Annotated in this window: 17 protein-coding genes; 16 read left to right on the top strand and 1 reads right to left on the bottom strand. The window is 38.0% G+C overall.

The window, feature by feature from the left end; translation table 11 throughout:
* The first annotated feature begins 9 nt into the window (after positions 1-9).
* Both A6049_RS03485 and A6049_RS03490 read left to right on the top strand, forming a co-directional pair.
* Positions 10-807 carry an aminoglycoside phosphotransferase family protein gene (locus A6049_RS03485; protein WP_063563284.1) on the top strand — a complete coding sequence of 266 codons (798 nt, stop codon included), beginning with the start codon at positions 10-12 and terminating at the stop codon, positions 805-807.
* A gap of 37 nt (positions 808-844) precedes the next feature.
* Positions 845-1,303 (top strand): GNAT family N-acetyltransferase, encoded by a 459-nt coding sequence (locus A6049_RS03490; RefSeq protein ID WP_481852108.1) that lies wholly within the window; start codon positions 845-847, stop codon positions 1,301-1,303.
* 19 nt (positions 1,304-1,322) lie between these two features.
* Here the strand turns inward: A6049_RS03490 and A6049_RS03495 are convergent, their stop codons facing one another.
* Positions 1,323-1,670 (bottom strand): hypothetical protein, encoded by a 348-nt coding sequence (locus tag A6049_RS03495; protein WP_063563286.1) that lies wholly within the window; start codon positions 1,668-1,670, stop codon positions 1,323-1,325.
* A gap of 316 nt (positions 1,671-1,986) precedes the next feature.
* On the opposite strand from A6049_RS03495, the gene A6049_RS03500 reads away from it, so the two are divergent.
* The 14 genes from A6049_RS03500 (at position 1,987) to A6049_RS03565 (ending at position 13,175) form a co-directional block, all read left to right on the top strand.
* Positions 1,987-2,523: a GNAT family N-acetyltransferase gene (locus A6049_RS03500; RefSeq protein WP_063563287.1), complete on the top strand. Its 537-nt coding sequence runs from the start codon at positions 1,987-1,989 to the stop codon at positions 2,521-2,523.
* 219 nt (positions 2,524-2,742) lie between these two features.
* The gene (locus A6049_RS03505) at positions 2,743-3,297 is read left to right on the top strand and encodes a GNAT family N-acetyltransferase (protein WP_063563288.1); all 555 of its coding nucleotides are present in this window, start codon (positions 2,743-2,745) and stop codon (positions 3,295-3,297) included.
* 88 nt (positions 3,298-3,385) lie between these two features.
* On the top strand, positions 3,386-3,853 hold the full coding sequence (locus A6049_RS03510) for a hypothetical protein (protein WP_063563289.1): 468 nt from the start codon (positions 3,386-3,388) through the stop codon (positions 3,851-3,853).
* Between the two features lie 73 nt (positions 3,854-3,926).
* A complete protein-coding gene (locus tag A6049_RS03515) occupies positions 3,927-4,985 on the top strand; it encodes an alpha/beta hydrolase (RefSeq protein WP_063563290.1) in 1,059 nt (352 codons plus the stop codon).
* A gap of 79 nt (positions 4,986-5,064) precedes the next feature.
* Positions 5,065-6,006 (top strand): GNAT family N-acetyltransferase, encoded by a 942-nt coding sequence (locus A6049_RS03520; protein WP_063563291.1) that lies wholly within the window; start codon positions 5,065-5,067, stop codon positions 6,004-6,006.
* Between the two features lie 282 nt (positions 6,007-6,288).
* Entirely contained in the window at positions 6,289-6,810 is a 522-nt protein-coding gene (locus tag A6049_RS03525) for a DinB family protein (protein WP_063563292.1), read from the top strand.
* A gap of 56 nt (positions 6,811-6,866) precedes the next feature.
* Positions 6,867-8,333 (top strand): amidase family protein, encoded by a 1,467-nt coding sequence (locus A6049_RS03530; protein WP_063563293.1) that lies wholly within the window; start codon positions 6,867-6,869, stop codon positions 8,331-8,333.
* 167 nt (positions 8,334-8,500) lie between these two features.
* The gene (locus A6049_RS03535; RefSeq protein WP_063563294.1) at positions 8,501-9,358 is read left to right on the top strand and encodes an MBL fold metallo-hydrolase; all 858 of its coding nucleotides are present in this window, start codon (positions 8,501-8,503) and stop codon (positions 9,356-9,358) included.
* A gap of 266 nt (positions 9,359-9,624) precedes the next feature.
* A complete protein-coding gene (locus tag A6049_RS03540; RefSeq protein WP_063563295.1) occupies positions 9,625-10,266 on the top strand; it encodes a FusB/FusC family EF-G-binding protein in 642 nt (213 codons plus the stop codon).
* 147 nt (positions 10,267-10,413) lie between these two features.
* The gene (locus A6049_RS03545; protein WP_063563296.1) at positions 10,414-10,917 is read left to right on the top strand and encodes a DUF1648 domain-containing protein; all 504 of its coding nucleotides are present in this window, start codon (positions 10,414-10,416) and stop codon (positions 10,915-10,917) included.
* A 65-nt stretch (positions 10,918-10,982) separates the two neighbouring features.
* The gene (locus A6049_RS03550) at positions 10,983-11,426 is read left to right on the top strand and encodes a GNAT family N-acetyltransferase (protein ID WP_063563297.1); all 444 of its coding nucleotides are present in this window, start codon (positions 10,983-10,985) and stop codon (positions 11,424-11,426) included.
* Positions 11,427-11,479: 53 nt separating this feature from the next.
* Positions 11,480-12,115 (top strand): hypothetical protein, encoded by a 636-nt coding sequence (locus A6049_RS03555; protein ID WP_063563298.1) that lies wholly within the window; start codon positions 11,480-11,482, stop codon positions 12,113-12,115.
* A 38-nt stretch (positions 12,116-12,153) separates the two neighbouring features.
* Positions 12,154-12,648 carry a GNAT family N-acetyltransferase gene (locus A6049_RS03560; RefSeq protein WP_063563299.1) on the top strand — a complete coding sequence of 165 codons (495 nt, stop codon included), beginning with the start codon at positions 12,154-12,156 and terminating at the stop codon, positions 12,646-12,648.
* A 56-nt stretch (positions 12,649-12,704) separates the two neighbouring features.
* Positions 12,705-13,175: a DUF6886 family protein gene (locus tag A6049_RS03565; protein ID WP_063563300.1), complete on the top strand. Its 471-nt coding sequence runs from the start codon at positions 12,705-12,707 to the stop codon at positions 13,173-13,175.
* The last annotated feature ends 118 nt before the right edge of the window (positions 13,176-13,293 follow it).

A 13,293-nucleotide genomic window follows, 5' to 3' on the forward strand; every position in this document is an offset into this window, starting at 1 on the left:
GGGTTCATTTTGCCTGAGTACGAAGAAGCCCTAAACGGAGGCAATGTGAATAAGGTTGTAAAAGTAGGTAGCACAGTTCGTCGTGACGCTATACCGAATCCGTATGTATATGAATTGCTTAAGCACCTTGAAAAGGTGGGCTATGCGCATTCCCCTAGATATTTGGGAGTAGATGAGCAGGACAGAGAAATCCTTTCTTACCTGAATGGTGTGGTTTCGGGAAATGACTATCCTGAGATTGAAAGTTATATGTGGTCTGATGAGACCTTAGACAAAGTAGCGAGGCTTTTAAAAAGCTATCATGATGCTACAATGGATTTTGTTTCATCTACGGTTTCTTTAAATAACTGCCCAAAGGTATCTTCAAAGGAAGAAGTAGTCTGCCATAACGATTTTGCATTGTATAACGTTGTGTTTAAAGATCGGCTTCCTGTAGGAATCATTGATTTTGACATGGCAGGGCCTGGTCCGCGTCTATGGGATATTGTTTACAGCTTGTATACCTCTGTCCCATTAGCAGGTTTTTCACCGGGTAAAGATGAAAGAGAAGTTGGTCCATATAATAAACAGGATCATGCATCTGAGCGGAAAAGACGTATAGCGTTATTTTTTAACGCTTATGGTATGGATGTGCCGACAGATCTGAAGGAATGGGTGATTTCTCGAATTCATTTCATGTGTACCACACTATCTGATCGGGCGGTGTCTGGAGAAACAGCTTTTATCAAAATGGTGGAAGAGGGTCATTTGGCTCATTATGAGAAGGAAGTAAGGTTCCTTGAGAAACATTTTGGTGACTGGGGTTAATTGAAATAAAAAAACGAAACGAAACGAGTGATATATTGTGATCAGATTAATACCTACTACAAGAGAGAACTGGAAAGATGCATTAAACTTACAAGTTCAAGCCAATCAAAATCATTATGTTCCATCAGTAGCCGTGTCCCTAGCGAAGGTGCACATTCTTCCAGATGGGGATGAGTACAAGTATATGCCATTTTGCATATATAACACGGAGGATAGCTTAGTTGGTTTTGTCATGATCACAGTCGATGAAACAACAGCTTGGTCCTATTGGTTGAATGGTTTTATGATCGATGTAAGCTATCAAGGTAAAGGATATGGAAGAGCAGCGATAGATGCAGTAATTAGCTATATAAAAGAGAACTATGTCCATAGCAAGTGTTTGAATTTAACGGTATGTGCAGAGAATGAAGTTGCCAGGAAGCTTTATGATAAAATGGGTTTTTCAGAGACCGGAGAAGTATATGATGATGAAATTGTATATCGATTCGTTTTTTAAAAAGCATTTTAACTTACTCCTACTTCTGCTTAACCAGTACAACACCGATGATGATGACCACAAGTCCAATCCACGTTTTCCAAGAAGGAACTTCCTTCATGAACCAGTATCCCATCCATATGGAGATGAGCACTTCTATGCATTTGGCAATGACCAGGACATAGCCCAGTTGACTGACAGCTTTCATTCCAAACTTGACGCCGTATCCTACGCTCAGATTAGCGGCTAGAAATAAAGGCAGCATCCAAAGATGGAATTTAAATGTGGACCAGAACTGAGTGTCAATATGCTTGCTTTGATATGAAAAAATAATGTTGATACAGGCTAAGCCAGCAAACATGAGCACAAAGCTGATAAGGTACAGCATAACATCACTCCCAAGGATAAGTAGTATGATTAATGTTTCCTCGAACCAAAAAATTTATCCATGGGCATGAAATGATGTTAGCGAAGATGAGTGGACCAGCTAAACCGATGATAGTGAGGTTGTTTCGATGGGTCAATGATTCCAAAAATCACACAGTAAACAGGCGATATTCGTTACGTTCAGTCAAGTAATCTGGAAAACATTTCTATGATGAATTTTACATAAAAGCAATATAGAATTCATTAAATTCCACACGTCCTTTTATATACTTAGTTTGTTTGACTCAGCGAACTAAAAGGACTAGGTGGTCGTTTAAATGTTGAAAAAACGAGACTTGCACGAATGCCACTCACTGTATGATTTGATGGTGGACCCCGCTGTTTTTCCATACGTTCGTCATAAGTGCCGATCTTATGAGGAATATTTATTTGCAACTAAACAGGTGATTGATGAAGAAGAGCAAAACACATGTATTTCCAGAACGATCCTTAATGAGCTGGGACATCCCATCGGAACCATTGATTTATATCACATGGAACATAAGACAGGTTTTCTTGCGACATGGATTGGAGCCCCTTATTTCGGAAAAGGTTACAATCAACGAGCAAAGGAAGCCTTTTTCGCTGAGTTGTTTCTTCAACGTGAAATTGAAACAGTCTTTCTTAAAATTCGAAAACAAAACATTCGATCCAAGAAAGCGGTTGGGAAATTGCCTTGTGTCAAATTAGCCACTGATATATACCACGAAGTGTATAAGTTGATAAACAATACGGAACAAATTTATGATTTGTATTACGTGAATTGTTCTGACTTTATGGCAAGTGAAGAGATGAAGCATGTGGTTGCTACGTAATAACTAAAAACGTCTTTCGATATCTATTCAAACGAAATCCCGCCAGGTTTGTCCTGTCGGGATTATTATTATTTTCTTTGACAGTCCATAATTTTGTGGATAGGAAACAATAAGTAAGGATGCAGGAATATGGAAATTAAGGTCGAAAGAAGAGATATAAGCAAGAATTCAATAACCTTATAAACAAGTCGCAAAGTATATTATTTCTGGGGTGAAGTAATGGAGATCAAAAAAGTACAGAATCTATCCAATGATGATTGGCTTCAACTTGGAAGCTTTGGATATAAATCCACTCAAAAATATGAGCTTACCAAACAGGAGACACAAGGTTCCTTTAGTATGCTTTTAACGTTAATAAATCTAGATGACATCTACGAAAAAGAAGAATTGAACAGCACAGATGATTTGGAACGATATGAAGAAATCATACAACTGGGATTTTCTTATGGAATATATATAGATGGGAAAATCATAGCGCTCGCAATTTGTGAACCACAAACTTGGAATAATACGCTGATGATATGGCATCTTCAGGTTAATGAAAAATACATAAGAAAAGGATATGGAAGATTGTTGATCAATAAATTGAATGAGATTGCCCAGGAACAAGGCTTCAGAGCGATCACGTTAGAAACCCAGAATACGAACGTTCCAGCCATTCATTTTTACATGCAATGTGGTTATCAAATTGAAGGAATTGATGTATCACTATATTCAAATAATCATAGCCAAAACGAAGAAATAGCTTTGTATATGAGAAAGAAGATCCAATAAGAAAGAACCACTGGGTATTATCTTGAAATCGCTTAAATCTATTATGGTAGGGCTTCTAGTAAATCGATAAGTCTTGGAGGTAGGTTCGGTGACGAAAAAGCGGAAAATAGTAGTTGCTTTATCACTCATTGTATCTGGAATCATTGGTGTATATTTAATATTGAATCAATATATAGTGCTTGATCGAACGAGTCAAGAATTAGGCAATTATGATTTCGTTTCATCCCAAGCTGATGTGGAAGTTTTAGTTGAAGGAACAGGTAAACAAAATATACTAGGAGACAGAGTCTCTACCAAGATAAAAATTGTAAACATCTTATTTAACAATACCTCCAGTAATCTTGTTGAGGGAAGTGAAATTGAAGCTAATGAGTATTTAGTAGTGCATCATAATATACAAGTGAGTGGACTGCAATGGACCCCAGGAAGAAGTATCTTCAGTATGGGCACAAGCTACAAACGCTTGAAGAAAGGTGAACAAAAAACAATTCACTTAAAACTTAATAATGAAACAAATCAATTTTGGATAATGCCTGAAGAATTAATTATAAAATGAATTTAAGGCTAATCAATGAAGTTATGGAATCATACATTCAAGTCAATCTACAAATATTATAAGGGTGAATGCAATGACTGTTGGAAAAAAGGTTTTTGTTTTAAAGGATGAATCACGTATTGATCCGATAAGTAAGGAAACCAGAGAAGTGCTCATTAGTATATACTATCCTTCCAATCCAGTGGAGCATGAGTCGAAGTATATTTCGTTATTTGAACCTAATATCTCTTCCGCTGTTGATATGCTCTCAAGTATGGGAGTGGATAGGGATTATATTTGTAATCTGGATACAAAAATACATAATGATGAGAGTGTTGATATTACGGCTAAAAACTGTCCCATTATTTTTGTAGCCCCGGCTTTTGGTGTAGTTAGAGATATGTATTCCTTTTGTGTAGAACATTTAGTGGGGTGCGGATTTGTTGTCATTACTATAGGAGCCACTCATGAATCTATATTTTCCATTTTTCCTGACAGACGTTTTGTCCAGCAATCCAAAGAGATATCCGAAATAGAAAGTTTAGATATTCATTCTTGGAAACAATTATTGAAGCTTAGAGTAGAAGATATGAGTTTGGTTATGAAAAACGTAGATAAGGTCTTGGATTCAGATAAGGATCTTAGGGCCATAGTCGATGTGAATGAAATGGGGATCATTGGTCATTCATTAGGTGGGGCTGCTGCTTATGAATTGCTTAAAAGAGAAAAGAGAATTAAGGCTAGCATTCTATTAGATCCTAGTTTCCATTTAATGACGACGAAAAAGGAAGAGGGAGTATCTGTTCCGTTATTGGTAGCTCGGCAAGAGAAATGCTCGTTTGAAGAACTGGAAAATGAAATCTCTCCAGACCTATTGCCTTTGTTGCTGACTGGGTATGAGTCTTTGTTTAACTCGAGTGATCTGAATAGTCCATTTATTAAATTAAACGGTGCTCATCATATGACTTTTAGCGATATCCCGATACATTACAACGAAGATGGGATAGAACACAAGCATTCCACTATTAATAAGTATATCTCTGCTTTCCTTGAGGAGCATTTAAAGAAGGAAGAAAATAAGTTTCATGAGCTGCTGAAAAATAAGATTAATGATGGAATTGATCAAGTAAATAGTAAAGGACATGTTATTTAAGGAGGGGACTAGAAATGTTCAGATAACACATGCCTTAAATATTTTGTAGATAGTTAGCATTGATGAGGAGGAATGACGCATGGAATTAAATAATTGGTCTGAGGAACTTAATTCTTATGATTTATCAAATGAATATTCCATTCAAAAGGCTGAGCCCGAAGAATGGGGACTGTATTGTTCAGTCTATTATAATATGGCCTATACTGGATTTTTTAGAGAGGAAGGCTACTTCAATGTTTCGCGGAATAACTCTTTTTGGATTTATAAAGGAGAGTCAAAAATCGGTGGGGTAAGGATGGCACCCAATACGTTATATCATCTATTCTTTATGCCCCCATTCAATGATTCATTTGAGGTACTGAAACTTCTTAAAAGAATACTCATAAAATGGTCTGATGCAACGCAACGTATCAAGATATATGAAATTCTCCCCGATCAAGTACATTTATTTACGAGGGCTGGATTCTGGCCAGATGAGTTCAGATGTCGCTGGATGCAGCGCCCGACAGATCATTTCAATGTGCATTGGGATCATGATTTTATAGTTAAGAGCCCCGAAATTATCGAGAATGAAACAGGTGCTAAGCAATACATTAATGAAGATGAAATCGCTCAGTGTGACTTTGACAGCTTTGTAGGAGGTTTTGAAGCCTTACGCAGCAAGAAAACATCCCTTGAAGACTTTATCCCGAACGAAGAAATCTATTTTACCAATGAGAACCTAACTCAAGCTTCTACGCTTGTATATGATAAGGTTACTGGACAGCTCATAGCCAACTGTCGCCTATGTTTGCAGGATAATCAAGCAGCAGTATATAGCATCGGAGTCAACTCTGCTTACAGAGGAAAAGGACTAGCTACACGCATGCTGCAAAGAGCACTGACTTCTCTTAAAGACAAGTATTCAGTTCTAAGGTTATATGTCATGGAAGGCAATGATGCCGAATCAGTTTATTTTAATCTTGGATTTGTTCCTGGCGTTCAAGAGATACAAACGATGTATGTTCCAGTACATGAGTAGTCACAGTTAAATTAATCAACTATTAACCCGAGTGGATCTTTTGGAATGGGGCAGCATCGCTGTTTCTAATCTCTCGGGTTTCTGTTGCTTGAGGAAAGGATGGTTATTATTGGGACTATATTAATGTTGGTAGTGTCTTTGTTTTTTGGTATTTTTGTTGTGAAAATCGGAATGGATAATTCCAAGAGTAATCAGTACACCAAAGAAATATTGCAAGAATTAAGAGAAATCAAGGAGATTCTAAGGGAAGAACGATGAAGACAACCTCAAGGAGGCGTTAGGGTGCTTTATGATTTAAAAGGCGAAGCCAATATGTCACCTGTTGTTGGGTTGTTATTTGCTGCGGTTATAGAAAACAGCCAACGACTCCAACGAATCACGGAAGGTATGTCGCAAGAAGAAATAGATTATAAAGGACCTAATAACAACTTCAATAGTACCGCTCAATTAATAAAACATATCACCTACGTCGATCTGAATTGGGCTTATCGAATAAAGGGATTACCACTTCCTCAAAACTTAAAAGAGCAACATGGCCCTATGATTGATGAAAATGGCAGTCTTCCGATGGTTCAAGGAATATCTTTGAGTACACTTATGTCGACATATGAAGGTGTCATAACCATGTTGAAGGACGCGTGTACACAATTAACGGATGATGATCTAGCGAGGATTGTCACTTTTGGGCATGAAAATGAGAAGCAAGCAACCGTACGCTGGGGTATGTGGCATATCGCTGACCACAGTCGTTATCATCAAGCTCACATTAATCAACTTCGAAGATGGTATCAAGAAGCTTACTAAAGAACATTGAAAAAGCGTTGTGGTGATAAGTTGAGGCACAAAGAAGAGGTGAGGGTATGGAAAATTTATCTGAACTGAGCCATGTTAATGTTGAAGGAAACACGATTTTTGAAATACAGGCTGCCCTGGAAAAGGGAGAGCTTTGCTCAAGAGACCTGGTTCTGTATTACTTATATCGTATTGCTCAATATGACCAAAATGGGCCAAAGATCAATTCTGTTTTGGAAATAAACCCGGATGCGATTTTTATTGCAGAGGCCTTGGATGCTGAAAGGAAATCAGTGGGACCCAGAGGACTTCTACACGGGATCCCGGTTCTGTTGAAAGATAACATAGAAACCAACGACAAAATGCATACAACTGCTGGAGCACTGGCTTTGGAAACCCATATTAGTTCTAAAGATTCTTTTCTTGTTACTAAACTGAGGGAAGCTGGGGCAATCATACTTGGAAAAACTAATATGACAGAATGGGCAAATGGCATGTCTTCGGATATGTGGGCAGGATACAGCGCTAGAGGTGGACAAGTTTTGAATCCTTATGGCGATTTTTTTGCAGGGGGTTCAAGCACGGGTTCCGCTGCTGCGGTAGCTGCTAACTTTACGATGGTTGCCGTAGGTACGGAAACATCTGGTTCCATATTAAGTCCATCCATTCAGAACTCTATTGTTGGTATCAAGCCAACTGTAGGTTTAGTAAGTCGTGCTGGAATAATACCGTTCTCACACTCGCAAGATACTGCTGGTCCAATGGCAAGGACTGTAACTGATGCAGCAATCCTACTAGGAATACTTTCAGGAAAAGACGAGGCTGACCCTGCTACTTGGAAAAATCCGTATTCTACAATAGACTACACAACATGTTTAGACCTCAATGGGTTGAAAAATGCAAACATAGGCATCTTCAGAAAAGCCCCCCTTACACGATATCGTGATAACGAAGAATATGATGAAGTTCTATTGGAGAACGTTGTAACCCAGATCAAAGAAGCTGGGGCTAATATTATTGAAGATATAGACATCCCATCGTTTGACCGGAAGTGGGAGTGGAACAAGTTGAATTATGAATTTAGGCATAGCGTTGAACATTATCTGCAAAGTCTTCCATCGCATTTACCTGTTCATACCCTCAGTGAATTAATCGAATGGAACAAGCAAAATGCAGAAAGGGCTTTAAAATATGGGCAAAACCATCTCGAATATAGAGAACAGTTGAATAATCCATTAAATAATTCGAATTACATCTTGGAGTTAATAACGGATCTATATCATTCGCAAAATAATGGCATTGATTATGCTTTACATAACTTTGGACTGGACGCCATTGTTTTCCCCTCTTACGTTGGTGCTGATCTTTGTGCAAGAGCCGGGTATCCATCAATTGCTGTACCTGCAGGATATAAGGAGAGTGGAAGGCCATTCGGAATAACGTTTGCTGGTAAAGCTTTTAGTGAATCAGTGCTGATTCGTATTGCATTTGCCTTTGAACAGCTAACAGCGCATAGAAAAAAGCCGAACTTATAACATCGAAAGAGCGTCTGATGAGATGAGGAACATTCAGTTCATGTGAAAAACAAAGGAGGTGATTCCGTTGGTAAACAAATAAAATGAGAAAATCTAAATGTTGATTTAAATAAGCATGCAGATTTTCTCTCTTATGGATCAAGAATTTATCATAGAGGAGAATGAACATGCTAAATCAATTAAGTGAAACGATCTATTATCTATCTAACCAAAATGATAAAGAAAGACCAACATTGGGGTTAGTTTGCGGTGATAAATATAGCCTTGTCGTTGACGGTGGAAATTCGGTTCAACATGCCAGGGATTTCTTACATGAAATAGAGAAGTTAAACGTTCCGCCCGTTAAATATGTGGTCATTTCTCATGCCCATTGGGATCATTTTTTAGGAATGAATGAATACGGAGCTACAATTATTATGAATAGTCTAACTAGCCAAAAGATGAATGATTGGCGGAACTATTCTTATGATGATCGCTCTCTACAGGAGTATGTGGATTCCAAGAAGATGACTTCACATTGTATGGAGACGATACAAAATGAAATACCGGAGAGAGACACATTTCAGTTATGTCCTCCGGATATTATTTTTGAAAAGTCACTCCATCTGGACTTGGGCAATAAAGTTTGTGTGCTTGAAACCATTCGTAGCACCCATACCGATGATTCAACCATTGTATATATTCCGGATGAAAAGGTCATTTTTCTGGGCGATAGTGCTTACAATACAACTACCAATTCGTTATATCATATTAAGCAAGACAAGTTATTGCCTATGATTGAGGACATTCAGCAATATGATGCCGTTCATTTCTTGCTTGGTCATGAGTCGATCTGTGACGTGGAGGAGATGGATACGTTTTGGAGAGAGCTCATCTCAGCCAATGATGTTGTGAAATCCACATCATTAGAGGAAGCAATCGAGCGTTTTGAAGCAGCCAATAATCGAACAGCCAATGACAATGAGCTTTTCTTCTTACAAGGATTCGTGAATGATCAGATATTACAATTAAAAGCAACGGAATAAAAGAAGATCCATGAAAATCCATTTCAATTGATCCATGTGAAGTTCTCTGATATACTTTTCGCATGATATTTGATTGGGGGTTACTCAGATGGCAATGCTGAATTGCTCGTTAGCTAGAAATAACTCATGCAAAGCCTGATCGGGGGCGATACTTTGCGTGGGGCGCGATAGCTTAGATTCTTTCGCCCATACTTAATTTTATCGTTTCTAATAACAGGCTTTACCCTTATTGATTTTTTTCTATGAAAAATAAGGAGCTGAAAGCTATGAGTACACCATTTATTAGAAACCACCAATATAATTTGATTAAAAAACAAGCGGAATTTGTTCGCAAAACCGTGCAATCCGCCGCGGATCGCAGGGTCCTGGAGACTGTTAGATACAGTGCTGCAACAAACATCGTTGAAGCATTTACGGATCTGACAGAGAACCAGCAGCAAATGCTGGAGCAAATCTCGTCGCTGGAGACAACAGACGATTTTCAACGGTATATGAAAGCATTGGAACCATATCTGGAGTTGTATCCATCGATTACGTTGAAACAAATTCAGAAGTTATTTCCGAAGAACAAAAAGATGAAAATGCCTGATCTACCATCCATTGATTTTCGATATGTAACGTACCTGAGCTGGGTAGATATTGCGACGAACAAATTATTCGTTGTATATCCGTTCGAAGGACAGTTTATCGGTATTGAGGGAAGAATAACGCCGACACACAAGAAGGGGTACTGCCTATTCTGTAATCGGCATCAAGAGCTTGCATTCTTCACGGTCAAGACCAAGAACGCTTTACCGGATAATTATTCTGCGATTGGTCAATACGTATGCATGGAGAACCAAGGATGTAATCACAGCATTACCAATACAGAATCGCTGGAGAAGTTCATTCTCTCCGTTCGTAAATAAGGTTATATTAAGTAAAGGCTGCCTGCAAAGGCGGCCTTTTTTGCTTATGCTTTCATTCCTCAAGGATACTCAGAAATCATTGGAAAAAGAGGTTGATAATTGTTAACATGTAATCATACGGTGTGTAAATGGAGAAGAGGTAGGAAATTGGAAATCAAAGATCGTCCGAAGATAACAATCCCAAAAACGTTACTGGAAAAAACTTTAGATATCACAACCATCATTTTATTTATTATTGGCATTATATACTGCTTGCAACAATGGATGACCTTACCGGATCAGATACCGATTCATTTTAATATGAAGGGGGAGCCTGATGGCTGGGGAGGAAAGTGGGGAGTATGGCTGCCCTTAGTCATTGGGCTTATTTTATGGATTGGACTTTCGCAACTGGAGAAGTATCCTCATACGTATAATTACCTCAATTTGAATATGGAGAATGCGGAGAGACAATATAAAAATGCACGGCTCATGATTAATCTGATGAAGACGGAGATATCTATATTTTTTATTTATATCAGTTGGATGATTATTGAGTTTTCAAGTGCGGATAAAGTCACTCATCATAATTGGTTGCCCGTTGTCATATTCATTATCGTTTTATTTAGTTCCATAGGTTTCTTTATATACAGATCATTTAAACTCAAATAACGTTGGAGCTAGGCTCTTATTGAAGAGGTGAAGACAAATACTATGAAATCGTGAGGATGTTGAAAATGAATAACCCTGCTGTTAACGCTGAATTGAAAATTGTATTTGAAGATCATGAACAGGATTACCATGCTGTCTGTAGTAATCTGTATCAATACAATCTAAGAGAAACAAAGGGTCTGTTAAAGAAACCTGGCAAAAGCATCAATTTGTTTCTAAGGGATAAGACTGGCAAAGCAGTAGGTGGGATCTTCTGTGCTACGTACTGCTATACTTTATATATTGATAACTTTTGGATTGATGAAGAATACAGAGAAAATGGGTATGGGAAATCATTAATCATGCAAGCAGAAAGCATTGCTGTTAGTGAGGGCTGCAAACTTTCACATACAAGTACATTTTCTTATCAGTCTCCTGAATTTTACAAGAAGATGGGTTATGAAGTGTTTGGAATGATAGATGAATACCCGGAAGGAATTATTCAGTACTTCCTGAAGAAAAGATTATAGACTTACATAGGAATCTCAAAAATATCATATAACATATATAAAGGAGAAATGATATGACGGTCGTTGGAATATTGGGGACAATTCATAATCAAGAATTAAGAGAAAAATATAATAGTTCTCTTACCTTGTATGAGGATCTGATTACAGAATTCAACCCGGATATTATCTGCGGTGAAGTGCATCCCCAGAGTTGGATGAAGTATATCAAGGATAAACAGGATAAGGGATATTGGGGTGAGCCAGCCAGTGAGTATTGGGAGCTTATCTTTCCATTATGTGAAGAACGGAATATAGAGTTTGTGCCTATTGACTGGTTTGAGTTAGATGTCTGGAATGATTTTGATCCATTGAACAGCTTCTCAGAAGAGGAGCGTAAAGCGTTGGAGAAGATCGATGATGAATGGTTTGCTAAACAAATGAATACACATGACGTTGGAACGATTCCCTTTAATTCGGTTGCGTTTGATACTATGACCAAACAAAAATATGAATGGTTGGATCAGATTAATCCAAAAGCAAATAACTTTAGATGGATCGTACGAAATCAGATCATGATTCAACGTGTGAAGAACACGTATCATTCGAATCCGGGTAAGAAAATTTTATGTGTTGTGGGAGCAGATCATAATTATATTTTCAAAGAGGAATTAATTAATGAACCTATTGAATTGGTATATCCATTACGGTAGTTCAATTAATAGACTATAACCTTCAGGAGGTTTATTCCATGATCAGATTGTGCAACAGTATGGACGCAGATGCAATGGTTGAGATCATTAATGATGCAGCAAAGGCATACCAAGGTGTAATTCCTGAGGATCGCTATCATGAACCCTATATGCCATTGCAAGAATTGAATCAGGAAATTCGTGATGGCGTCGTATTCTGGGGCTTTGAAGAAAATAATAGATTATGGGGCGTTATGGGAATTCAGGATAAAGGTGATGTTGCTTTAATCAGGCACGCATATGTAAGAACTCACCAACGGGGGAGCGGAATAGGCACAAAGCTGCTGGCTCATCTGGTGGCATCAACCGATAAACCGATATTAATAGGAACCTGGGATTCCGCAGAATGGGCTATAAAATTCTATTTGAAAAATGGTTTTACCCTAGTTTCATCGGATGAGAAGAAGCAGTTATTAACTAGATACTGGAACGTCCCCGAAAGACAAATCGAGACCTCTGTTGTTTTATGTGACGGGAAGTGGAATGCTTTTTGAAATGAAATAGCATTTTTCGAGGACATAAGTGTAACTAAATGATGAGAGGTGCTTGTATGCTTTATCATTTTAGCGAGTTCTCAGATATCCAAGTTTTTATTCCAAGAGAGAAACAAAACAGAGCTGAATTTCCAGCAGTGGTGTGGGCCATTGATGAAGAGCATGAATATTCATATTACTTTCCAAGAGATTGTCCAAGAATCATTTGTAAGAAGACTGACACGATAAGTGATGAGAATAATGATAAGTTTTTTAAACATTCTAATGCGGATATCATCGTTACGGTTGAAAGTTCATGGTATCCGAGGATTATGAATCAGGTTATATACAGGTACCATTTCAGTGACATCAATTTTGAACGCTTTGATCCAATGGCGGGATACTACATTTCTTATCAGGTTACTAAGCCTCTACATGTAGATCATATGGATGGTTTAATACAGAGATTATTTGAGAAAGGAATTGAACTCAGATTTACTCCAAATCTGTACCTACTGAGAGAGGCAATACTTACATCGGATTTCTAAGAATTTGGAATACATAGATTCAGTAACGCAACGAAAGTTTAGAGCGCGATTACTTTTCGGTATGATGTGATGGTACGAAATTATAAGGCGCTTAAGACATGTTGCAAAAGGATGGGGA

It is taken from the genome of Paenibacillus sp. O199 (assembly GCF_001636635.1).
In the GTDB taxonomy this organism is placed as follows: domain Bacteria; phylum Bacillota; class Bacilli; order Paenibacillales; family Paenibacillaceae; genus Paenibacillus; species Paenibacillus marchantiae.